General features: G+C 69.4%; 23 protein-coding genes. 7 read left to right on the top strand and 16 right to left on the bottom strand.

Going from position 1 to position 20,643, the window contains the following annotated elements:
* Window positions 1-122: 122 nt before the first annotated feature.
* The 6 genes from regX to G6N23_RS17810 form a co-directional block, all read right to left on the bottom strand.
* Window positions 123-806 carry a two-component sensory transduction protein RegX gene (gene regX / locus G6N23_RS17785; RefSeq protein ID WP_085260843.1) on the bottom strand — a complete coding sequence of 228 codons (684 nt, stop codon included), beginning with the start codon at window positions 804-806 and terminating at the stop codon, window positions 123-125.
* A 58-nt stretch (window positions 807-864) separates the two neighbouring features.
* On the bottom strand, window positions 865-2,049 hold the full coding sequence (locus G6N23_RS17790) for a sensor histidine kinase (RefSeq protein WP_085260842.1): 1,185 nt from the start codon (window positions 2,047-2,049) through the stop codon (window positions 865-867).
* A gap of 127 nt (window positions 2,050-2,176) precedes the next feature.
* Window positions 2,177-2,926: a phosphoglyceromutase gene (locus G6N23_RS17795; protein WP_085260919.1), complete on the bottom strand. Its 750-nt coding sequence runs from the start codon at window positions 2,924-2,926 to the stop codon at window positions 2,177-2,179.
* A 13-nt stretch (window positions 2,927-2,939) separates the two neighbouring features.
* A complete protein-coding gene (locus G6N23_RS17800; RefSeq protein ID WP_085260841.1) occupies window positions 2,940-3,452 on the bottom strand; it encodes a type III secretion system chaperone family protein in 513 nt (170 codons plus the stop codon).
* Window positions 3,449-4,867: a D-inositol-3-phosphate glycosyltransferase gene (gene mshA / locus G6N23_RS17805; protein ID WP_372509010.1), complete on the bottom strand. Its 1,419-nt coding sequence runs from the start codon at window positions 4,865-4,867 to the stop codon at window positions 3,449-3,451. Before mshA ends, G6N23_RS17800 begins: the two co-directional genes overlap by 4 nt.
* The gene (locus G6N23_RS17810; RefSeq protein ID WP_085260840.1) at window positions 4,800-6,083 is read right to left on the bottom strand and encodes an ROK family protein; all 1,284 of its coding nucleotides are present in this window, start codon (window positions 6,081-6,083) and stop codon (window positions 4,800-4,802) included. Before G6N23_RS17810 ends, mshA begins: the two co-directional genes overlap by 68 nt.
* 210 nt (window positions 6,084-6,293) lie before the next feature.
* On the opposite strand from G6N23_RS17810, the gene G6N23_RS17815 reads away from it, so the two are divergent.
* On the top strand, window positions 6,294-7,070 hold the full coding sequence (locus G6N23_RS17815) for an SDR family NAD(P)-dependent oxidoreductase (RefSeq protein ID WP_085260839.1): 777 nt from the start codon (window positions 6,294-6,296) through the stop codon (window positions 7,068-7,070).
* On the opposite strand, the gene G6N23_RS17820 is transcribed toward G6N23_RS17815, so the two are convergent.
* Both G6N23_RS17820 and G6N23_RS17825 read right to left on the bottom strand, forming a co-directional pair.
* The gene (locus tag G6N23_RS17820) at window positions 7,051-8,403 is read right to left on the bottom strand and encodes a L,D-transpeptidase (protein ID WP_234808608.1); all 1,353 of its coding nucleotides are present in this window, start codon (window positions 8,401-8,403) and stop codon (window positions 7,051-7,053) included. The genes G6N23_RS17815 and G6N23_RS17820 overlap by 20 nt on opposite strands.
* 5 nt (window positions 8,404-8,408) lie before the next feature.
* On the bottom strand, window positions 8,409-9,470 hold the full coding sequence (locus tag G6N23_RS17825; RefSeq protein WP_085260837.1) for a UDP-N-acetylmuramate dehydrogenase: 1,062 nt from the start codon (window positions 9,468-9,470) through the stop codon (window positions 8,409-8,411).
* Between the two features lie 26 nt (window positions 9,471-9,496).
* On the opposite strand from G6N23_RS17825, the gene G6N23_RS17830 reads away from it, so the two are divergent.
* The 4 genes from G6N23_RS17830 to G6N23_RS17845 are packed head-to-tail and all read left to right on the top strand — an operon-like array spanning window position 9,497 to window position 12,666.
* On the top strand, window positions 9,497-10,018 hold the full coding sequence (locus G6N23_RS17830; protein WP_085260836.1) for a DUF2505 domain-containing protein: 522 nt from the start codon (window positions 9,497-9,499) through the stop codon (window positions 10,016-10,018).
* A gap of 9 nt (window positions 10,019-10,027) precedes the next feature.
* Window positions 10,028-10,852, top strand: coding sequence for a carbon-nitrogen hydrolase family protein (locus G6N23_RS17835; RefSeq protein WP_085260835.1), 825 nt, complete (start codon window positions 10,028-10,030; stop codon window positions 10,850-10,852).
* Entirely contained in the window at window positions 10,849-11,892 is a 1,044-nt protein-coding gene (locus tag G6N23_RS17840; RefSeq protein ID WP_165758693.1) for an LmeA family phospholipid-binding protein, read from the top strand. Before G6N23_RS17835 ends, G6N23_RS17840 begins: the two co-directional genes overlap by 4 nt.
* A 9-nt stretch (window positions 11,893-11,901) precedes the next feature.
* The gene (locus tag G6N23_RS17845) at window positions 11,902-12,666 is read left to right on the top strand and encodes an LmeA family phospholipid-binding protein (RefSeq protein ID WP_085260833.1); all 765 of its coding nucleotides are present in this window, start codon (window positions 11,902-11,904) and stop codon (window positions 12,664-12,666) included.
* A 16-nt stretch (window positions 12,667-12,682) separates the two neighbouring features.
* On the opposite strand, the gene deoC is transcribed toward G6N23_RS17845, so the two are convergent.
* The 6 genes from deoC to G6N23_RS17875 all read right to left on the bottom strand — a co-directional run bounded on the left by deoC (window position 12,683) and on the right by G6N23_RS17875 (window position 16,636).
* The gene (gene deoC, locus G6N23_RS17850; RefSeq protein ID WP_085260832.1) at window positions 12,683-13,360 is read right to left on the bottom strand and encodes a deoxyribose-phosphate aldolase; all 678 of its coding nucleotides are present in this window, start codon (window positions 13,358-13,360) and stop codon (window positions 12,683-12,685) included.
* On the bottom strand, window positions 13,360-13,767 hold the full coding sequence (locus tag G6N23_RS17855; protein WP_085260831.1) for a DUF2599 domain-containing protein: 408 nt from the start codon (window positions 13,765-13,767) through the stop codon (window positions 13,360-13,362). Before G6N23_RS17855 ends, deoC begins: the two co-directional genes overlap by 1 nt.
* 5 nt (window positions 13,768-13,772) lie before the next feature.
* Window positions 13,773-14,045 carry a DUF2516 family protein gene (locus G6N23_RS17860; RefSeq protein WP_085260830.1) on the bottom strand — a complete coding sequence of 91 codons (273 nt, stop codon included), beginning with the start codon at window positions 14,043-14,045 and terminating at the stop codon, window positions 13,773-13,775.
* Between the two features lie 52 nt (window positions 14,046-14,097).
* Window positions 14,098-14,730, bottom strand: a complete 633-nt coding sequence (locus G6N23_RS17865) for a heparin-binding hemagglutinin (RefSeq protein ID WP_085260829.1) — start codon at window positions 14,728-14,730, stop codon at window positions 14,098-14,100.
* A 63-nt stretch (window positions 14,731-14,793) separates the two neighbouring features.
* Window positions 14,794-15,186: a helix-turn-helix domain-containing protein gene (locus G6N23_RS17870; protein ID WP_085260828.1), complete on the bottom strand. Its 393-nt coding sequence runs from the start codon at window positions 15,184-15,186 to the stop codon at window positions 14,794-14,796.
* 88 nt (window positions 15,187-15,274) lie between these two features.
* Window positions 15,275-16,636 carry a DUF445 domain-containing protein gene (locus G6N23_RS17875; RefSeq protein ID WP_165758692.1) on the bottom strand — a complete coding sequence of 454 codons (1,362 nt, stop codon included), beginning with the start codon at window positions 16,634-16,636 and terminating at the stop codon, window positions 15,275-15,277.
* A 146-nt stretch (window positions 16,637-16,782) separates the two neighbouring features.
* Here G6N23_RS17875 and G6N23_RS17880 point away from each other — a divergent pair, with 146 nt between their 5' ends.
* Both G6N23_RS17880 and G6N23_RS17885 read left to right on the top strand, forming a co-directional pair.
* Window positions 16,783-17,532 (top strand): TetR/AcrR family transcriptional regulator, encoded by a 750-nt coding sequence (locus tag G6N23_RS17880; protein WP_085260827.1) that lies wholly within the window; start codon window positions 16,783-16,785, stop codon window positions 17,530-17,532.
* Window positions 17,533-17,676: 144 nt separating this feature from the next.
* Entirely contained in the window at window positions 17,677-18,123 is a 447-nt protein-coding gene (locus tag G6N23_RS17885; RefSeq protein ID WP_085260826.1) for a hypothetical protein, read from the top strand.
* A gap of 4 nt (window positions 18,124-18,127) precedes the next feature.
* Here the strand turns inward: G6N23_RS17885 and G6N23_RS17890 are convergent, their stop codons facing one another.
* Window positions 18,128-18,982 (bottom strand): 3-hydroxybutyryl-CoA dehydrogenase, encoded by an 855-nt coding sequence (locus G6N23_RS17890; RefSeq protein WP_085260825.1) that lies wholly within the window; start codon window positions 18,980-18,982, stop codon window positions 18,128-18,130.
* Between the two features lie 219 nt (window positions 18,983-19,201).
* Complete coding sequence (aceA, locus tag G6N23_RS17895) at window positions 19,202-20,488, bottom strand: isocitrate lyase (RefSeq protein WP_085260824.1); 1,287 nt, start codon at window positions 20,486-20,488, stop codon at window positions 19,202-19,204.
* Window positions 20,489-20,643: the final 155 nt, after the last annotated feature.

A 20,643-nucleotide genomic window follows, 5' to 3' on the forward strand; every position in this document is an offset into this window, starting at 1 on the left:
AAAGATCCCGTAGGCAACCTGATTAAGGCTACATTAAGAAGCAGGACGTCAATCCCGTGATTTTCGGCGACATCGCCCACACCGGGCAAGTCAGGTGACCGATCAGCCAGACGGCTGCGGCGTCAGCCCTCCAGCTTGTATCCGAGACCCCGCACGGTAACCAGGTGCACGGGATTGGCCGGGTCGGCCTCGATCTTGGACCGCAGTCGCTTGACGTGGACATCCAGGGTCTTGGTGTCGCCGACATAATCGGCGCCCCACACCCGGTCGATCAACTGGCCGCGGGTGAGCACCCGGCCGGTGTTACGCATCAGGTATTCGAGCAGGTCGAACTCCTTGAGCGGCAAGGTGATCTGTTCGCCGTTGACCATGACCACGTGCCGTTCGACGTCCATGCGCACCGGGCCGGACTCCAGCACCCCCTCCCCGACACCGCCCTCGTCGTCGCCGCCACGGCGCAGCACCGCCCGGATCCGGGCGATCAGTTCGCGGGCCGAATACGGCTTGGTCACATAGTCGTCGGCCCCGAGTTCCAGGCCGACGACCTTGTCGATCTCGCTGTCGCGGGCAGTGACCATAATCACCGGCACGCTGGAGCGGACCCGCAACTGCTTGCAGACGTCGGTGCCCGACATCCCCGGAAGCATCAGGTCCAGCAACACGATGTCGGCGCCGACCCGGTCGAACTCGGCCAGAGCCGCGGGCCCGTCGGTGACCACGGTCGCCTCGAAACCCTCCTTGCGCAGCAGGAACGCCAGCGGGTCCGCCAGCGACTCCTCGTCCTCAACGATCAACACGTGTGTCATCGCTGCTGCTCCTCCTCATCGCTCCGCACGCTCCGCTCTGCATCGTCGACAGCAGGTGTCATCGCTGCTCTTCTTCCCTTCGCTCCGAATCGGCTTGGTAGGCGGGAATCGCCAGGGTGAACGTCGAACCGGTGCCCGGCTGGCTCCACAGCGTGATGCTGCCGTTGTGGTTGGCCGCCACGTGCTTGACGATGGCCAACCCGAGCCCGCTGCCACCGGTCGCCCGCGAGCGCGCCTTGTCGCTGCGGAAGAACCGCTCGAAGACGCGCTGCTGGTCCTTCCGCGCGATTCCGATGCCGCGGTCGGTGACGGCGATCTCGACGAAGCCGTCCCGGCTGCGCCGGCTGATCGACACCTGCGAGCCGTGTGGCGAGTAGGCGATCGCGTTCGACACCAGGTTAGCCAGTGCGGTGACCAGAAGGGGCTCGTCGCCGAGCACCCGATAGCCGCTCGGGGCGTCGGTGGTGATGGTGATCTCCGCGTTGTCGGCGGCCACCTTGTGCCGGGAGATCGCCTCGTTCACCACACTGTCGACGTCGACGGCGCCCAGATCCGGCAGCGGATCGGCGCCCTGCAGCCGGGACAACTCGATCAGCTCGCCGATCATGCTGGCCAGCCGGTTCGCCTCCACCAGCACCCGCTCGGCGAACGGGCGGACCGCCTCGGGGTCGTCGGCGGAGGCCAGCAGCGCCTCGGCGAGCAGGCCCATCGCCCCGACCGGGGTCTTGAGTTCATGGCTGACGTTGGCCACGAAGTCGCGCCGGCTGGCCTCCATCCGCGCCTGTTCGGACTGGTCGTCGACGATCACCACCGCGAACCGACGATCCACGTCGGACAGCAACCGGGCGTACCCTCGCACCGCGGACAGATCCGGCCGGGTGGCCCCGGCCGATCGCTTGGCCGCCGAGAGGTCGAACACCACGTCCTCCTCACCGGAGAGTGCCCGCTGCGCGGCCTCCCAGGCGCCGTCGTCGAGCAGCCGGCCGTGCACCAGGCCCAACTCGGAGGCGCGCTCATTGAGGTAGACGACGTCGCGGTGGGTGTCGACGACGGCGATCCCCAACGAGGCGTGCGCGACGATCCGCTGCAGCATCTGCGCGACGGTGATCCCCGCCCGTTCGGTGGTCACCCGCCGGCGCCGCGCGGCCAGCAGGGGCGACAGCCAGAAACCGGCCGCCGCGCCCACCACGAGCGCCGGCAGTGCCGACACCGCGGCGAGCGTCAGCGCCGAAGTCGCAGCCACGGCAAAATCGTACGCAGGTCGACCGCGCTATCTGGCCAGCGTTCGACCCCGACGTGCGTCGAGTGTGAATTCAGGGGGAAGATTTCACCCGTTTTCCACCTGAAATTCATGCTGGCGGGCGCTGCGGCTACTTGGCGCCCTGGCCGGCCACCGCCGCGGCCCCGGCCGCGGCCGCCTCGGGGTCCAGGTAGGCACCGCCGGTGAGGGTCGGACGCAGGTCGGCGTCCAGGTCGTAGCGCAGCGGGATACCGGTGGGGATGTTCAGTCCGACCACCTCCTCATCCGACATCTGATCGAGGTACTTCACCAGCGCCCGCAACGAGTTGCCGTGCGCCGCGATCAGCACCGTCTTGCCGCACCGCAGGTCCGGGATGACGACGTCGGTGTAGTACGGCAGGAAGCGCGCCACCACATCGGCCAGGCACTCGGTCAGCGGACCGCCGCCGATGTCGGCGTAGCGCGCGTCGGTGTCCTGGCTGTAGCGGCTGCCGGCCTCGATCGGCGGCGGCGGGGTGTCGTAGCTGCGCCGCCACGTCATGAACTGGTCATCGCCGTAGCGCGCCTTGGTGGCGGCCTTGTCCAGGCCCTGCAGCGCGCCGTAGTGGCGTTCGTTGAGCCGCCAGGTGCGCCTGACCGGGATCCAGTGCCGGTCGGCGGCGTCCAGGGCCAGGTTCGCGGTGGTGATCGCCCGGCGCAGCAGCGAGGTGTAGACCACGTCCGGCAGCAGGTCGTGCTCGACCAGCAGCTTGCCGGCGCGGACCGCCTCGGTGCGGCCCTTGTCGGTCAGGTTGACGTCCATCCAGCCGGTGAACTGGTTACTGGCGTTCCATTCGCTCTCTCCGTGGCGCAGCAGCACCAGCGTGGCAGTCTCAGACATGCCGGCCAGTGTCTCAGTCACCGTCGCGGTCAATCAAATGCTCGAACGCCTGCAGGTTCTGCAGCGACTGCCCGGTGGACACCCGCCACTCCCACTCCTTCTGGATGGAGGAGGCAAATCCCAACTCCAGCAACGTGTTGAAGTCGAAGTCGACGGCTTCGAGCACCTGCCCGAGTACCCGGTCGATCTCCTCGGCGGTCACCGAAGCCAGCGCCATCCGGCCGACCAGGTAGATGTCGCCGACGTTGTCCAGGGTGTAGGCCACCCCGTAGAGCCGGCGGTTGCGCTTGAGCAGAAAGCGGTAGACCCCGGCGTGGTTCTCATCGGGCTTGCGGCAGACGAAGGCCTCGACGCGCACCGAGTGCTCCCCGACGCTGAGGATCGTGTTGGTCTTGAGCTTGCGTTCGCCGGGCAGCTCGACGACCACCCCCGGCAGCCCGCCGTGTGCGCCGGGGAACTGCGAGTAGGTCAGCTCTGCCGTCTTGAGGGTGTCCTCGATGAGCTGTTGGACGTCGCTGCGGTTCACGCGCGCGCCCCGCGTCGCGTGGGCCAGCGCCGGGCCCGCCGCGGCGCCCCCACCACCCGCATCCGCGCACCCCGAGCGGCGGCGAAGTCCTCGATCGCGCTGGTGTAGCTGGCCAGCTGGGCGTCCACGGTGCGCTCCCAGGAGAACGTCGCCGCGTGAGCGGCCGCGGCCCGGCGCATCGCCCACCCGCGCGGCCCCTCCCCCAACCGCAGCAGGTCGTCGATCGCGGTCGCCCACGCCTCGATGCCGTGCCCGGCGACCAGTGCCCCGGTGACACCGTCGCGCACCGCCACCGGCAGCCCGCCGACCGCCGCGGCGACCACCGGCGTGCCGCAGGCCTGCGCCTCCAGGGCCACCAGGCCGAACGATTCGGAGTAGCTGGGCACCGCCACCAGATCGGCCGCCCGGAACAAAGCCGCCAGATCCTCGCGGGACTGCGGCGGCAAGAAGGTCACCCGGTCACTGATACCCAGTTCCGCGGCCAGCCGAACCAGTCCGCCCGGCGCGGCGAGCCCACTGCTGCCCGACGGCCCGCCGGCCACCACCACGCGCACCCCGGGCAGCTTCGCGACGGCGCGCAGCAGGATGTCGGGCGCCTTGAGCGGCTGGATGCGACCGACGAAGGCCACGATCGGCTCGCCGGGCGAGAACCCCAACGCGGCCCGGGCCTGCGCCTTGTCGCCGGGGCGGAAGACCTCCAGGTCGACGCCCGGATGCGCCACGTCGATACGCGCCGGGTCGGCCCCGTGCAGCGCGACGAGTTGGTGGGCCTCGTCGTCGGTGTTGACGATCAGCCGGTCCGCCTCGTCGACGACCTGCTGCTCGCCGACGGTGCGCAGCGGCGGCTCGGGGCTGTCACCGGCGGCCAGGGCGGCGTTCTTGACCCCGGCCAGGGTGTGTGCGGTGTGCACCAGCGGCACCGCCCACCGATCCGCGGCCAGCCAGCCGACCTGACCGGACAGCCAGTAGTGCGAATGCACGACGTCGTAGTAGCCGGGCTCGTGGGCCGCCTCGGCACGCAGCACCGCGGCCGCGAACGCGCACAACTGGGTGGGCAGGTCGTTCTTGTCCAGGCCCTCGAACGGTCCGGCCACCACGTTGCGCACCAGTACGCCGGGCGCCACATGCTGCACCGGCGGATCGGCCGACGACGTGGCGCGGGTGAAGACCTCCACGGCCACCCCGCGGCGAGCCAGGTGCAGCGCGCTCTGCAGCACGTAGACGTTCATGCCGCCGGCATCGCCCGTACCGGGTTGGGCCAGCGGCGAGGTGTGCACCGACAGCACCGCTACCCGGTGCACATCGGATCCGACGCCACTCCCCACCCAGTCATCTTTACAGCTCCGGTCAGGCGGACGCTTCGGGGACCGCCCGGGCCACCGAGCCGCGGGAGCGGCGCATCGCCCCGACCGGATCGGCGTAGAGCCCGCCCAACGACACCGTCCCGGCCCCGGCCTCCTGGACCCGGTTGCCGAAAGCGGTGACCCGCAGCGTGCGGCCCGCCAGCACCGACCGCTGGGCGAAGGCCCGCTCCACCTCGGCCATGCCCTCCGGGTATTCGGTGAAGCCCTGGCCACCGACCACCAGGTCGTCGGGGTTGAGCACGTCGCGCAGCAGCGCGACGGCTTCGCCGAGGACCCGGGCACGTTCGGTCAGCAACGCGCTCGCCCGCTGGTCACCGGCCCGGGCCTCCCGCGCCAGGCCGGTCACCGCGGCCGAAGCCGCACCGTTGCCGTCGGGCAGGATCCGCAGCCGGCGTGCCGCGGCCAGCACCGCCTCGTCGCTGACGGTGGATTCGAGCTGTCCGGAATCGCCGAGCAGCTCCGAGGACACCGGCAGGCCGGCAATGGTGCCGGGACCGCTGGTCGGGCTGTGTACCCGCCCGCCGATCACCAGGGCGTAGCCCACGGTCTCGCGGGCGTAGACGTAGAGGCTGGTGGAGCTGGTCACCGTCGGTCGCCGCACTCCCAGCAGCAGTTCGGCGCCGGCCATGGCGTCGACGTGGGAGGCCACCGACACCGGCAGCCGCAGCTCGTCGGCCAGCACCGGTCCGACCGGGGCGGCCGTCCAGCCCAGCCGGGGGTGGTCGACGTAGCCGGTGGTGCCGTCCACCGCGCCACCGATGGCCACCCCGACCCACAGCGGGCGGCGCTTCTGCCAGCGGGTCAGGTACCGGCGCGCACTGGCGGCCAGGGCCGCCAGCGCCGGCGAGGCCCCGTTGGCCGGGGTCGGGGTCTCGACCACGTCCAGGGTGCGGCCGAGCAGGTCGGTGGCCACGATGCTGGTGGTCTTCGCCCCGATGTGCAGGCCCAACGCCAGGAACGGTTCGTGGTTGACCACCACAGGCCGGCGCGGGCGTCCGATCGCCCCGGAGGTCGCCAAATCAGCGCGCTCCAGCAGCAATCCGGCCTCCAGCAGCGCGCTGACCTGCCGGTTGACCGTGGCGACGCTCAGCGAGGTGGCGCCGGCGATGGCCTCGCGGGCGATCGGGCCGTGCTGGCGAACCGCGGAGAAGACCGCGGCGCCGGCGGTTTCGGGCAGCTGCAGGGCCGGCGGAACGACGCGCGGATGCGAGCGCACCCGGGCGGTCCGGTGGCTGGTGATGTGGGTGGTGAGAGAGGTGGTGCGCACGCTGTGTGTCCTTGCCTAGGAAGAGTCCGAATGGGGTCCGGTGACGCCTGCGACCCGGCGGGCTCCCTCAAGGAGTGGCTACTCGCAGCAGGTCAGGCGCGACGACATGCGCAACAACACGCGCCGGTGGCGACGAGACACACCGCTGTCAGATAGCGGGCACTGCGGTACATAACGGAGAAATGTAGCACGGTCACTAAAGTTGAGTCGATGAGCACACCCGCGCGACACCAGCGCGCCGGCCAACCGATCGCCGTGGTCACCGGCGCCAGCTCGGGTATCGGCGAGGCGACCGCGAGAACCCTTGCCGGACAAGGCTTTCACGTGGTCGCGGTAGCCCGGCGCGCCGACCGGATCTCCGCGCTGACGCAGGAGATCGGGGGCACCGCCGTTGCGGCGGACGTCACCGACCTGGCCGCGGTCGCCGAGCTGGCCGACGTGTGCGAGGGTCTCGCCGGTTCGGTCAACGTGCTGGTCAACAACGCCGGCGGGGCCAAGGGCCTGGCGCCGGTCAGCGACGCCGACCTCGAGCACTGGCGGTGGATGTGGGAGACCAACGTGCTGGGCACCCTTCAGGTGACCCGCGCCCTGCTGCCGAAGCTGATCGCCTCCGGCGACGGCCTGGTGGTCACCGTGACCTCCATCGCGGCATTCGAGATCTACGACGGCGGCGCCGGTTACACCTCGGCCAAGCACGCCCAGAGCGCGCTGCACCGCACGCTGCGCGGTGAGTTGTTGGGAAAACCGGTGCGGCTCACCGAGATCGCCCCGGGCATGGTGGAGACCGAGTTCTCGCTGGTGCGCTTCGACGGTGACCGCGAGCGCTCCGACGCGGTCTATGCCGGCCTGACTCCGCTGACGGCGGCCGACATCGCCGAGGTGATCGGGTTCGTCGCCTCCCGGCCCCCGCACGTCGACCTCGACCAGATCGTGATCCGCCCGCGCGACCAGGCCTCCGCAACGCGGGCTAACCGCCGGGCCGAGTAACAGACGTCGGCGGCGGCTGAGTCGTCGTCGGGGTGCCCGACAGTGTCGGCGCGTCGGTCGGGGTGGCCGGCGCGGTGCTGGGCAGTGAGGTCCGGGGCCGCCCTGGAGTCGACGAATCCGCCTGCAGCGCCGACATGGACACCCAGGTGTCCCAGTCCACCGCCCAGTCCCAGATATCGCCGTCGGCGTAGGACAGCTCGATCGAGCTGCCGGTCACCTCGACCGGGTCGCCGTAGATCGCGCTGTGGAAGTACTGCTCGGCGTCCTCGGTGGACAAGTTGATGCAGCCGTTGGTGACGTTGGTGTTGCCCTGGGCGCCGGAGCTGGCCGGGTTGGCGTGGATGAACTCGCCGTTGTTGGAGATGCGGACCGCCCAGCGCTCGTGGATGTTGCTGTAGCCGGCGGCCGGGTTGGACATGTAGAAGTCGGCGTACTTCTCGCTGACCACGTGGACGCCGTTGCGGGTGACGTTGCGCGGCTGGTCGCCTTCACCGTAGCTGCACGGGAAGTCCATGATCACGCCCTCGTCGCGGACCACCTGGATGCGGTGCGAGGAGACCTCGGCCTTCACCACCTGGCGCCGCCCGATCGAGAATTGCAGCGACATGTCCTGGGCGCCGTAGGCACCGTCGCCGAAGGCCACGCCGTACAGCTTGGCGTCGACGCTGACGGTGGTTCCGGCCGGGTAGTACTCGCGGCTGCGCCAGTGCACCCGGGCGCCCTGCACCTCATCGGGCAACCAGGCCCAGCCGCCCTCCACCGGCGGTTCGGTGGTGACCCGCAGGGCCCGCTCGACGGCCGCCTTGTCACTGATCGGCGCGTCGAACTGCAGGATCACCGGCGCCGCGACGCCGACCGTCTGCCCGTCGGCCAGCTGAAAACCGCCGTCGATGACGACTGCGGGCGTCACCGTGGTGATGGTGCCGGTGACCGGTACGGCGTTGCCGTCGTGGCCCACCACCGAGCCCGACCAGCTGTAGACGGCGTCGTAGCCCAGCGGCTCGGTGACGGTGTAGCGGGTGCGGTCCCGATTGAACGTTCCACTGAGCACCTTGCCGGCCGGGCTGGTCAGCGCCACCCGCTGAAACCAGCCGTCGGAGACGGTGACAGCGACGTCGGCGGTCGGCAGCACATCGGTCTGGCCGACCGGGGGTTCGAAGCTCAGGGCGGGCGCCGCCGGCGGCGTCTTGTCGGCACTGTTTCCGGCCCGGCTCAGACAGCCCGCCAGCGCCTGCGGCGCCAGCACCCCGGCCGCCAGCGCGGCCAACGCCCTTCGCCGGTTCAGGTTCACGCCATCCCAAGATACCGGGCAGGCCACCTGACCACCTGCGATGTTGGTTACAGCGCGCAACCGACGAGCACCGGCTCGGGGTGCAAGGTGATGCCGAACACCGCGCGCACCCCGTCGCGCACGGTGCGCGCCAACTCCAGCACGTCGGCGGTGCTGGCGCCACCCCGGTTGGTCAAAGCCAGCGCATGTTTGCCCGAAAGACGCACCGGCGCACCGTCATCGTCCGGATAGCCCTTGCCGAAACCGGCCCGCTCCACCAGCCAGCCGGCCGCCAGCTTCACCCCGTCGGGGCCGTCCCAGTGCGGAACCAGTCCGGTCTTCCGTTCGGCGATCTGCCGGTACACCTCCTGCGGCACAACCGGATTGGTGAAGAACGAGCCCACACTCCAGGTGTCGTGATCGCTCCCGTCGAGCACCATGCCCTTGGCGCTGCGCAGCTTGAGCACTGCGGCACGCACGGCTGCCGGGTCGGCGCGGTCGCCGTCGGCGGCGTGCAACGCGGTGGCCAGTTCGCCGTAGCGCAGCGGCGCGCTGCGCCCGGAGGCGTCCAGCTCGAATTCCACCTCGAGCACCACCGCCGCATCCGAGTACTTCAGCACGCTGGTGCGGTAGCCGAAGTTCAACTCGGCGCCCGCTGCCCAGCGCACGGTGCCGGTGCGACGGTCCAGCAGCAGCACCCGGGTCACGGTGTCGGCGACTTCCGCGCCGTAGGCCCCGACGTTCTGCACCGGGGTGGCGCCGGCCGAACCGGGGATACCCGACAGGCACTCCAGACCGCCCAGCCCCGCGGCGACGGCTCGTGCGACCACGTCGTCCCAGACCGCGCCGGCCTGGGCCCGCAGCACGTTGCCGTCGATCTCGATGCCGTCGTTGGCCAGCCGGACGACGGTCAGGTCAGTCAGGTCGTCGGCGATCACCACGTTGGAGCCACCCGAGAGCAGCAGCGGGCGGACCCCGGCCCGGTCGAGTTCGCCCAGGGTGGCCACGATCTGCTCGGCATCGATGCAGGTGATGACGCGCTGCGCGACCGGTCCGACCCGCAGCGTGGTCAACGGCGCCAGCGGCACCGCCTCGGCGACACGCGCGCCCGCGAACTCGGATCCGGCCACGGCCGGTAACGGTAGCCTGACCAGCTATGCCGCGTACATTCACGCTGTCCGAGCACTATCCGGGAAGCGTCGAGCAGGTCTATGCGGCATTCGCCGACGAGCAGTACTGGCTGGCCCGGCTGGCCGATTCCGGGGCCGACACGGTGACCCTGGACTCGATGACCGTCGGCGCCGACGGCGGTGTCGACGTGGCCACCACACAGGGCATTCACCGCGACAAGCTGCCGGCGCTGGCCGCCCAGTTCCACCCCGGCGACCTGGAGATGGCCCGCCACGAGAAGTGGCGTCCGGTCCGCGACGGGCGGGCCCACGCCGAGGTCACCGGCAGGATCGTCGGGGCGCCGGCGAAGCTGTCCGGGGACGCGGTGCTGGAACCGGCCACCGGCGGCTGTGCGCTGCGGCTGACCGCGACGGTGCGGGTCGACATCCCGCTGGTGGGCGGCAAGATCGAGAACTTCATCGGCACCCAGCTGACTGAGCTGATGACCGCCGAGCAACGGTTCACCGCGATGTGGCTGCAGCGAGGCGGCGCTGAGCGACCGGAATAGGCTGAACCCATGCGGATAGCGTGTGCGCAGATCCTCAGCGGGACCGACCCGGCCGCCAACCTGGAGTTGGTCGCCGAACACACCGAGCGCGCCGCCGCCCAGGGCGCGCGCCTGGTGGTTTTCCCGGAGGCCACGATGTGCCGGTTCGGGGTGCCGCTGGGCCCGGTCGCCGAGCCGCTCGACGGGCCGTGGGCCACCCGGGTGCGCGACATCGCCGCCCGGGCCGGGGTGACCGTCATCGCGGGGATGTTCGTCCCGGCCGGCGACGGACGGGTCAGCAACACCCTGCTGGCGACCGGACCGGGAACCGAAGCGCACTATCACAAGATCCACCTCTACGACGCGTTCGGATTCACCGAATCACGCACCGTCGCACCGGGATCCGATCCCGTGGTGATCGACGTCGACGGCGTCGGCGTCGGCCTGTCCACTTGCTATGACATCCGGTTCCCGACGCTGTACACCGAGTTGGCCGATCGCGGTGCCCAGCTGATCGCGGTGTGCGCCTCGTGGGGCGCCGGGCCGGACAAACTGCGGCAGTGGGAACTGCTGGCCTGCGCCCGGGCGCTGGATTCGACCAGCTACATCGCCGCCGTCGGGCAGGCCTACCCCGGCGCCGGCGACCCGGCGAGTTCGTCGGGCGCGCCGACCGGTGTGGGCCACAGCCTGGTCGCCTCGCCGTGGGGTGAGGTGGTGGTGTCGGCCGGCCCGGAACCGCAGCTCCTGGTCTGCGACGTCGACCTCGACGCGGTCGGCAGCGCCCGCCGAACCCTGGCCGTGTTGAGCAATCGCGCGGATTTTCTTCAGGTCGGTAAGGCAGAATCGCGCGGGTGAGCAATCCGCCCGGACCTCCCCACGGCGACCAGTCACCTTGGGCGCGCCCCACCGGCCAGCCCGATCAGCCCCCCGAGGGCGAAGCCCCGCCTCGACCGGAACCGTCCGCGTCGCCGACCCGGCAGATGCCGGTCGGCGGTACGCCCCGCGAGGAGCCGACCACCCGGATTCCCAGCGCACCCGCGGCCCCGGCGGCGCCACCACCGTCCGCCCCGCCGGTACCGGCCGCGGCGCCACCGGAGTCGGCCGGCGAGGCGCCCACCACCGTCATCAGCGCCCCGGCCCCGCAGCACCGGCCGGCCACCCTGCTGCGGGATCCGCTGGCCCTGGTCCTGATCGTCGTCACGGTGATCGCGCTGGCGCTGGCCGGTCTGATCGGCGCCGAGCTGATCGCCCGCCGGATCGCCGACAACAAGGTGGCCAAGGCGACCGAATGCGTGGTGCACGACAAGGCCAAGGTGTCCTTCGGGGTGACGCCGCCGTTCCTGTGGCAGCACATCACCGGCAACTACACCAACATCTCCATCCACACCGCGGGTAACCAGGTCAAAGACGCCCAGCAGATGACCGCCGACCTCAACATCTCCGATGTCGACCTGCACGGCACCGGCGACTCCAAGGGCACCATCGGGGCCTTGGACGCCACCCTGACCTGGCCGGCGGCCGGCATCAAGGAGACCGTCCAGTCGATGGTGCCGATCCTGGGCAACCTGGTCTCGGATCTGAAGACCAATTCCCAGGACGGCACCGTCGAACTCGGTGGCGCATTCGGCCTGGCCAGCGTGGTGGTCAAGCCGGAAGTGGTCGACGGTGGACTCTCGCTGCAGGTGCAGAAGCTCACCGGCCTGGGTGCGCTGACCCTGCCGCGCGAGACGCTTCAGCCGGAGCTGGACAGATTCGCCCGGGAGCTGACGAAGCGTTACCCGCTGGGTCTGCGCGCCGAGAGCATCCAGGTCACCGATAACGGTGTGGTGGCGCGGTTTTCGACCCGGAACGCCGCCATCCCGCAGTCCGACGACCCCTGCTTCGCGCACCTGTAGCCTGCAGTAATGAGCACATTCGGATCGGCGCACCGCCCGCATCGATTTACCGGCCTGCCGGCGGTCCTGCTGGCGCTGTCCGCGGTGCTGGTCCTGGCGCTGGTCGCCTTGTTCGGCGGACAGCTCTATGCCACGCACCGGGCCAAGAGCCTGGTCGCCGACGCGGTCCAGTGCGAGGCGGAGGACACCGCCACGGTGTCGTTCGCCTCCAATCCGCCGGTGCTGGCGCAGTACTTCCGGGGCGACTACCCGCACATCTCGGTGCAGACCGCTGGCAACCAGATCCGCAAGGCCAAGGGCATGCGGCTGGACCTGGACATCCGCGACATCCGGCTGCACAAGAGCGGGGATTCGAAAGGCACCATCGGGTCGCTGGACGGCACCATCACCTGGCCGGCGGACGGCATCAAAGAGTCGATTCAGGAGGTGGTCCCGGTGATCGGCAGCATCGTCACCGGCAAGGTCACCACCGATCCGGACGCCGGCACCGTCGAGCTCAAGGGCCTGCTGAACCGCGCGACCGTCAAGCCGCAGATCGTCGACAACGGGCTGAAGCTGCAGGTGGTGGAGCTGGAAGCACTCGGCCACGATCTGGACACCGACACCGTGCAGCGCAACCTCGATAACCTCACCGCGAAGGTGACCGACGACCTTCCGCTGGGGATCCACATCGACAGCTCGCAGGTCACCGATTCCGGTGTGGTGGTCAAGTTCTCGACGCGAAACGCCGCCATCCCGGCGTCGTCGTCGAGTCAGTGCTTCGCGAGACTGTAAGGGTTCGCGGCCGGCGCTACCCGAGCCCGTCCAGTACGGCCCGGGTACCCGACAGGCCCAGCCGGGTCGCCCCCGCCTCGAGCATCGCCAGCGCATCGTCCGCGGTGCGGATGCCACCGCTGGCCTTGACGCCGAGCCGACCGCCGACGGCATCGGCCATCAGCGTCACCGCGCGCACCGAGGCCCCGCCGGAAGGATGAAAACCGGTGGAGGTCTTGACGAAATCCGCACCGGCGTCTTCGGCGGCGCGGCAGGCCGCCACCAGGGTCGCGTCCCCGCCCAGCTCCAGCAGCGCGGCGGATTCCAGGATCACCTTGAGCACGGCGTCGGGAGCGGCGGCACGCACGGTGCCGATGTCGGCGCCGACCGCGGCGAAATCACCGGCCAGTGCGGCGCCGACGTCGATGACCATGTCGATTTCGGCCGCCCCGGCCGCCACCGCCAGCGCCGCCTCCTGCGCTTTGACCACCGGCAGGTGCTTGCCGGACGGAAAGCCCGCGACCGCGGCGATCCGGACGCCGGCCGGATTGGCCGCCGCGGCGACGGCCACCACCGACGGTGACACGCACACCGCGGCGACGCCGAGTTCGGCGGCTTCGGCGACGACGGCGACGACCTGCTCGGTCGTCGCTTCGGGTTTGAGCAAGGTGTGGTCGACCAGTTTGGCCACCTGGTCGCGGTTCCATCCGGGCATCAGAACGCCTCCTCGGGGGCACCGGGATTACATCCGGATTCCAGCATCGTCACACCGTCGACGACGGGCCGCCACGGCTCCAGGTTCCAGCTGGTCTTGCCGGGCCGGGCGAACTCGGCATAGTTCCAGTGACAGAGGAATTGGTCGCGCATGCCCGGGGTGTCCGCCCCGGGAGCATGGGCGAGCACTTCGCGCCAGGCCTGCTCGCCGTCGGCGGCGGCGTCCAACCGGGCTGCCGCGGCCCGGCCGGCCGGCGTCGGATACACCCGCAGGCTGGACAGGTCGCCGTAGCTCGTCCACTCGATGCGGTCGACGAAACCCGACGCCCCGGAGTCGGCCCACGCCGGGGCGGCGGGCAGCGAAACGGCCGCCGCGACACCGACTGCTCGGAGAGTCGAACGGATCATGGGCGTCAGTGGGATTTGCCTTGGACCTCAAGCAATCTCGGCCGCACATCCACCAGGTAGACCCCGGCGGCACAGGCGGCGATGGCCATCCCCATCACCTGTAGCACCAGGGCCAGCAGCCCGCACACCCCGAGGATCACCAGCCACACCGGCTTGGTGAGCTTGTCGGCGGCGGTATAGGCGTCGGAGCGCTGCATCGCCGCGTGCACGAACGCATACACCGACGTCGCGAAGACGATGAGCTGCAAAACGCCGAGGACGATACCCACCAGGCTCATAGCGAACACGCTGCAAGCCTAGGCGGGTACCGTCCCGGGCGTCGAACTGCGGTTACTTCTGGGTGACCTTCTTGGCAGGCGCCTTCTTCGCGGCCGTCTTGGCAGCAGCCTTCTTGGCCGGGGCAGCCTTCTTGGCAGCAGCCGGCGCCGGGGTCTTCTTGGCGGCCCCAGCAGCCGGGGGCGCCGTCTTGGCCTGCTCCTTCTTGGGCAGCTCGATGCCGACCAGCTTGGCGGCGCGCTCGCCGACCTCGCGGGTCTGCGACGCAACGTTGCCCAGCACCTCCTGGGTCAGCTCGACGGCCTGGTCGACGTAGCCCTCAACCTGCGCCGAGGCGTCGTCGAGACCGGACTGGTTGCGCAGCCGCTCCAGGGCGGCCTCGCCGCGGGTCACCAGGTCGTTGTACCGGCCGGTGGCGGCCTCCACGTAGCCCTCGGCGGCCTTGCGCAGCTCCTCGGCGGTGAAACGCTCCCGCAGCTCGGCGAACTGCTCGGGCAGCTCCTCCTGCAGCTTGTTCAGCCGGGCACGGCTCTCCTCGACCCGGGTGCTGGCGTCTTCGCGGGCATCACCGGCGCGCTCGCGCAGGTTGGCGACGAGGTCGGTCATGGTGGCCAGGGCCAGGTCGGCAGCGCCGATCGCGGCGAGCAGCGGGGCCTTCAGTTCTTCGATGGTCGGGTTCTCGGCCATGTCGGGGTTCCTTTCGGGTTGGATTTTCCGGTTGGTGGTTCTTCTCAGGAGGACGAACATGGATCAGGCAGGTGTCGTCTCCTCACCGTCGGCTTCGTTCTGCTGGACGAAGGAGGTGTAGATGTCGAGCAGAACCTGTTTCTGGCGCTCCGTGATCGCCGCATCCGAGATGACGGCGTCGCGGACCTCGCTCTTCTCGCTGGGCTCCAGGATTCCCGCACGCACGTAGAGCACCTCGGCGGAGACCCGCAGGGCCTTGGCGATCTGATTGAGGACGTCAGCGGAGGGCTTACGCAATCCGCGCTCGATCTGACTGAGGTAGGGATTGCTCACGCCGGCCTTGTCGGCCAGCTGTCGCATGGACACCTGCGCGGCTTCGCGCTGCGCCCGGATGAAGCTGCCGATGTCCGCCGCGGCAGTGGAGACCACTGCGGCAATTTTGTCATCCTGCGACACCGGTGACCCCTTTCGTGGACTTGCGACTTGCTGACGAACGCCACGATACGACCTAATGCTAACTTTTGCAAGCACTAGCTAGCGCAGGTCAGAACATAAGTTGAGCTATGGCGTAGATCGCCAGCCCGGCCAGTGACCCCACCACGGTCCCGTTGATCCGGATGAACTGCAGATCGCGTCCGACATGCAATTCGATGCGCCGGCTCGCCTCCGCGGCGTCCCAGCGCTCGATCGTCTCGGTGATGATCGCGGTGATCTCCACCCCGTAATGCGCCACCAGATGCTGAGCGCCCCGCACGATCCAATTGTCCACCTTGTCGCGCAGGTCGGCCTTGTCGCGCAACGACTCACCGACCTGGACCACCGTCGAGGCCACCCGGGTGCGCAGGGCGCTGGACGGGTCGTCGACACCCTCGAGCACCAGCCGCTTCAGCGTCCGCCAGGCGGTGGCCGCAGCGTTGGCGACCTCGTCGCGGGCCATCAACTGTTCCTTGACCGCGTCGGCCTTGGCGATCGTCGCCGGGTCGTTCTGCAGGTCGTCGGCGAACTCGAACAGGAAACGCGTCGCACTGCGGCGCAATTCGTGATCGGGGTTGCGGCGCACCTTGTCGGTGAAGTCCATCAGCTCACGGTGGATCCGGTCGCCGACCAGATGGTCGACGAACCGCGGCGACCAGGTGGGCGAGTCCCGCTCCACCACCCGCTGGATGACTTCGCCGGCGTTGAGCGACCACTGGAACGCCCGGTCGGCCAGCAACTGGATCAACGCCTCCTGCCGGTTCTCGGCCAGCAGGGTGCCCAGCACCCGGCCCACCGGTGGCCCCCAGTGCGGCTCGGCAATGCGCCGCACGATCATCCGGTCGATCACGTCCTGGACGTCGTCGTCGCGCAACATCTCGATCAGCACCCGCAGCACGGTCGCGGTCTCGGCGGCCACCCGTTCGGCGTGGTCCTGTTCGGAGAGCCACTTGCCCAGCCGCCCGGCGATCTGCGCGTCGCGCAGCTTGGTCTCCACCACCGGCGGTGACAGGAAGTTCTCCCGCACGAAGGTGCCCAGGCCCTCCCCGAGCTGGTCCTTCTTGCGTTTGATGATCGCGGTGTGCGGGATCGGGATGCCCAGCGGATGCTTGAACAGCGCGGTCACCGCGAACCAGTCCGCCAGGGCCCCGACCATGCCGGCCTCGGCGGCGGCGCCGACGTAACCCACCCAGGTCGGGGCGGTGCCCTCCATACCGTGGGCCGCCGCCCACCGGCACAGCAGGAAGACGACGGTCGCACCGAGCAGGAAGCTCAGTGCGACGACCTTCATCCGGCGCAGGTCTCGCAATCGCACGGCATCGGCGGCCGGATCGGCATCGGCGAAGGACTCCGCCAGCGACTGCACGGTCCGCGCCGCGCCGGGCCAAGTCTGGCGGTTCTCTCGATGCACCACCACACCATCATCCGCCATCTCGGGCGGCGGGTATATGCGGCGGTTCCAGCTTCGCCTCTCCTCCGCCGGGCCTCGCCAAACCACCGGTAACTGTTACCGGACCACAAAGTTTGCTGGACCGCGCCGTATTATCTATAAGGACTAGTGAATGGGAACCCGCGATAGTGGCAGAGCAGCTTCGAGCCGGCGCCGCCAAGACCGATGGTCGCAAGCGGCGCTGGCACCAACACAAGGTCGACCGCCGAAATGACCTGACCGACGGGACGATCGAGGCGATCCGGCGCCGCGGCCGGTACGTGAGCATGGATGAGATCGCCGCTGAGATCGGCGTGTCCAAAACCGTGCTGTACCGCTACTTCGTCGACAAGAACGACCTGACCACCGCGGTGATGATGCGCTTCGCTCAGACGACCCTGATCCCCAATATGGCGGCTGCGCTGTCGGCGAACCTGGACGGCTTCGACCTGGTCCGCGAGATCATCCGGGTGTATGTGCAGACGGTGGCCAACGAGCCCGAGCCGTACCGGTTCGTGATGGCCAACAGTTCGGCCAGCAAGAGCAAGGTGATCGCCGACTCCGAGCGCATCATCGCCCGAATGCTCGCCGTGATGCTCCGCCGGCGGATGAACGCGGTCGGGATGGACACCAGCGGGGTCGAGCCGTGGGCCTACATGATCGTCGGTGGTGTGCAGTTGGCCACCCACTCGTGGCTGCTGGACCCGCGGATGAGCGCCGACGACCTGATCGACTACCTGACGATGCTGAGCTGGAATGCGTTGTGCGGCATCGTCGAGGTGGGTGGGTCGCTGGAGAAGTTCAACGCCGGGAAGCACCCGTCGCCGATGCTGCCCTGGCGCCGGGTGACCGGCGCGCAAGGGCGCCAACCCGACGTATCGACGAAGTCTGCGGGCTGACCTGGCCGCGCCCATGAGGCGCCGACGATTACCAGGGAAATCCCTGTATCTCTCGACGGCTGAATCTCCTACCGTCGCAAGCGGGTCGTCAGAACCGACCGGTTGTGACGCGAAGTCTCATCCAGGGAAGGCGGGTGCCTCACCATGGCCACAACGGGCTACCGGCTGGCCGTCACGACGGTCGCATCGACACTGATCGCTGCCGGAGCGTTCCTCAGCAGTCCCCCACCGGCCGGCGCGGACGACCCCGAACCGCCGGGCGGGCAGGGGCAGGACGCCTGCGCAGGCGGCGATCAGGGCCAACAGCCGCAAGACCCGCAGGCGTGCGGCGCCGGTATCGCCAATCGGGCCATCGGCGAGGCCCAGAACGCCGCCGACCAGGCGGCCCGCGCCGCCGGCCAGAACAGCCAGGGCAATCCGTCCGGCGACCGCCCGCCGCAGGACCTGATCACCAACTCCGCCTGCGTCATCTTCAACGGGGCCCCGACCCTGATCCCGCCAGGCGGCTTGACCCGCACCGCGTCACCGTTCGACTCGCCCATGGAGGGCAAGCCCTGCTGGTATGCGTTCGGCGTGACCCCCACGCACTAGCCGCTCAGTAGGAGTAGAAGCCCCGGCCGGACTTCTTGCCGAGCTGGCCGGCCTCGACCATGCGCAGCAGCAACGGCGGCGCGGCGTAGAGCGGCTCCTTGAACTCCTCGTACATCTTGTCCGCGATCAGCTTGAGGGTGTCCAGGCCGACGAGGTCGGACAGCCGCAGCGGGCCCATCGGATGCGAAAGCCCGGCAACGATGGCCTTGTCGATGTCCTCGACGGTGGCGAACCCGGACTCGAGCATGCGCACCGCCGACAGCAGGTAGGGCACCAGCAGGGCGTTCACCACGAAACCGGAGCGGTCCGAGCAGCGCACCACCTGCTTGCCCAGCACCGCGCTGGCGAATTCCTCGGTGCGGGCGGCGGCGGATTCGTCGGTGACCAGCGTGCTGACCAGCTCGACCAGCGGCAGCACCGGCACCGGGTTGAAGAAGTGCAGGCCCAACACCCGCTGCGGGTTCGCCGTGGCGGCGGCGATCTTCATGATCGGGATGGACGAGGTGTTCGACGCGAGCACCGCCTCGGGGTCGGTGATCACCCGGTCGAGTTCGGCGAAGATCTTCGACTTGACGGTGTCGTCTTCGATGACGGCCTCGATGACCAGCTGCCGGTCGGCCAGCTCAGCGAGGTCGGTGGTGAAAGTCAGGTTGCCCACGGCGTCGTCGCGTTCGCGTTCGGTGATCTTGCCGGCGCTCACACCGCGCTCCAGCGACTTGACGATCCGGTTGCGTCCGGCGGTGATCAACGCGTCGGTGGTCTCGAAGACCTTCACCTCGACGCCGGCACGCGCGGACACCTCGGCGATTCCGGCGCCCATCTGCCCGGCTCCGATGACGCCTACTCGTTGGATCGACACTGTGTTCCTTTCGGGCCTCACGGCATGTTCATTTTCAGTCTCGCGGCAGCAACAGGCCCCGCCCAGGCTGGCTGGGCGGGGCCTGCGCTGTCAACTCCCCCGCGGCGCAATCCGACAAGCACCGCGGGAAACCTACCCCGCGAGCAGACACAAATTCGCACAACCTCAGCGGTGATTACGCGATTCTGCGTCTGCTCGGCGGGTGAGTGGCTCAGTGACTCAGTGGAACTGGCCCTCTTCGGTCGAGCCCGCCAGCGCAGTCGTCGACGACGTCGGGTCGACGGTGGTGGCGATCCGGTCGAAGTAGCCGGCGCCGACCTCGCGCTGGTGCTTGGTGGCGGTGTAGCCCCGTGCCTCGGCGGCGAACTCGCGCTCCTGCAGCTCCACGTAGGCGCTCATCTGGTTGCGGGCGTAGCCGTGAGCCAGGTCGAACATCGAGTAGTTCAGGGCGTGGAAGCCGGCCAGCGTGATGAACTGGAACTTGAAGCCCATCGCGCCCAGCTCGTTCTGGAACTTGGCGATGGTGGCGTCGTCGAGGTGCTGGCGCCAGTTGAACGACGGCGAGCAGTTGTAGGCCAGCATCTGGTCGGGGAACTCGGCCTTGACGCCCTCGGCGAACTTAGCCGCCAGCTCCAGGTCCGGGGTGCCGGTCTCCATCCAGATCAGGTCGGCGTAGGGGGCGTAGGCCTTGGCCCGGGCGATGCACGGCTCCAGGCCGTTGCGGACCCGGTAGAAGCCCTCCGCGGTCCGGTCACCGGTGATGAACGGCTGGTCGCGCTCGTCGACATCCGAGGTGATCAGGGTGGCGGCCTCGGCGTCGGTGCGGGCGATCACCACGGTGGGAACGCCGGCCACGTCAGCAGCGAGTCGGGCAGAGGTCAACGTGCGGATGTGCTGCTGGGTGGGGATCAGCACCTTGCCGCCCAGGTGACCGCACTTTTTCTCCGAGGCCAGCTGGTCCTCCCAGTGCGAGCCCGCGACGCCGGCGGCGATCATCGCCTTCTGCAGCTCGTAGACGTTGAGCGCGCCACCGAAGCCGGCCTCCCCGTCGGCCACGATCGGGGCCAGCCAGTTCTCCACCGAGGTGTCGCCCTCGACCTTGGCGATCTCGTCGGCACGCAGCAGCGCGTTGTTGATCCGGCGCACCACCTGCGGCACCGAGTTGGCCGGGTAGAGGCTCTGGTCGGGGTAGGTGTGGCCGGACAGGTTCGCGTCACCGGCGACCTGCCACCCGGACAGGTAGATGGCCTTCAGGCCGGCCCGAACCTGCTGGACCGCCATGTTGCCGGTCAGCGCACCGAGGGCGTTGATGTAGTCCAGCTCGTGCAGCTGCTCCCAGAGCACCTCGGCGCCGCGGCGGGCCAGGGTGTGCTCCTCGACGACGTGGCCCTGCAGGGCGACGACGTCCTCGGCCGAGTAGGTGCGGGTGACGCCCTCCCAGCGCGGGTTGTGGTCCCAGTCGTGCTGGATCTGCTCGGGGCTCTTCGGCGTGCCAACGGTCGACATGGCAACTCCTTCGTGTTCGCGCGATCGCCGGGCCGCTTATCGGACTTGCCAACACCCCGGCGAATTTACTGGTGTGTTAACGCGACCTTGACACACCACATCGGCCCAGGTCCACTGGTTTTAGTTGCCAATTTTGGCCAAACAGTACGACCGTT

The sequence above is a fragment of the Mycolicibacter terrae genome (genome assembly GCF_010727125.1).
Classification (GTDB): domain Bacteria; phylum Actinomycetota; class Actinomycetes; order Mycobacteriales; family Mycobacteriaceae; genus Mycobacterium; species Mycobacterium terrae.

Coding starts and splice junctions, on each gene's coding strand:
- regX (WP_085260843.1), bottom strand. CDS start 806: ATGACACACGTGTTGATCGTTGAGGACGAGGAGTCGCTGGCGGACCCG.
- aceA (WP_085260824.1), bottom strand. CDS start 20,488: ATGTCGACCGTTGGCACGCCGAAGAGCCCCGAGCAGATCCAGCACGAC.
- G6N23_RS17875 (WP_165758692.1), bottom strand. CDS start 16,636: ATGGCGGATGATGGTGTGGTGGTGCATCGAGAGAACCGCCAGACTTGG.
- G6N23_RS17845 (WP_085260833.1), top strand. CDS start 11,902: ATGAGCACATTCGGATCGGCGCACCGCCCGCATCGATTTACCGGCCTG.
- G6N23_RS17855 (WP_085260831.1), bottom strand. CDS start 13,767: ATGATCCGTTCGACTCTCCGAGCAGTCGGTGTCGCGGCGGCCGTTTCG.
- G6N23_RS17815 (WP_085260839.1), top strand. CDS start 6,294: ATGAGCACACCCGCGCGACACCAGCGCGCCGGCCAACCGATCGCCGTG.
- G6N23_RS17835 (WP_085260835.1), top strand. CDS start 10,028: ATGCGGATAGCGTGTGCGCAGATCCTCAGCGGGACCGACCCGGCCGCC.
- G6N23_RS17830 (WP_085260836.1), top strand. CDS start 9,497: ATGCCGCGTACATTCACGCTGTCCGAGCACTATCCGGGAAGCGTCGAG.
- G6N23_RS17865 (WP_085260829.1), bottom strand. CDS start 14,730: ATGGCCGAGAACCCGACCATCGAAGAACTGAAGGCCCCGCTGCTCGCC.
- G6N23_RS17795 (WP_085260919.1), bottom strand. CDS start 2,926: ATGTCTGAGACTGCCACGCTGGTGCTGCTGCGCCACGGAGAGAGCGAA.
- G6N23_RS17885 (WP_085260826.1), top strand. CDS start 17,677: ATGGCCACAACGGGCTACCGGCTGGCCGTCACGACGGTCGCATCGACA.
- deoC (WP_085260832.1), bottom strand. CDS start 13,360: ATGCCCGGATGGAACCGCGACCAGGTGGCCAAACTGGTCGACCACACC.
- G6N23_RS17860 (WP_085260830.1), bottom strand. CDS start 14,045: ATGAGCCTGGTGGGTATCGTCCTCGGCGTTTTGCAGCTCATCGTCTTC.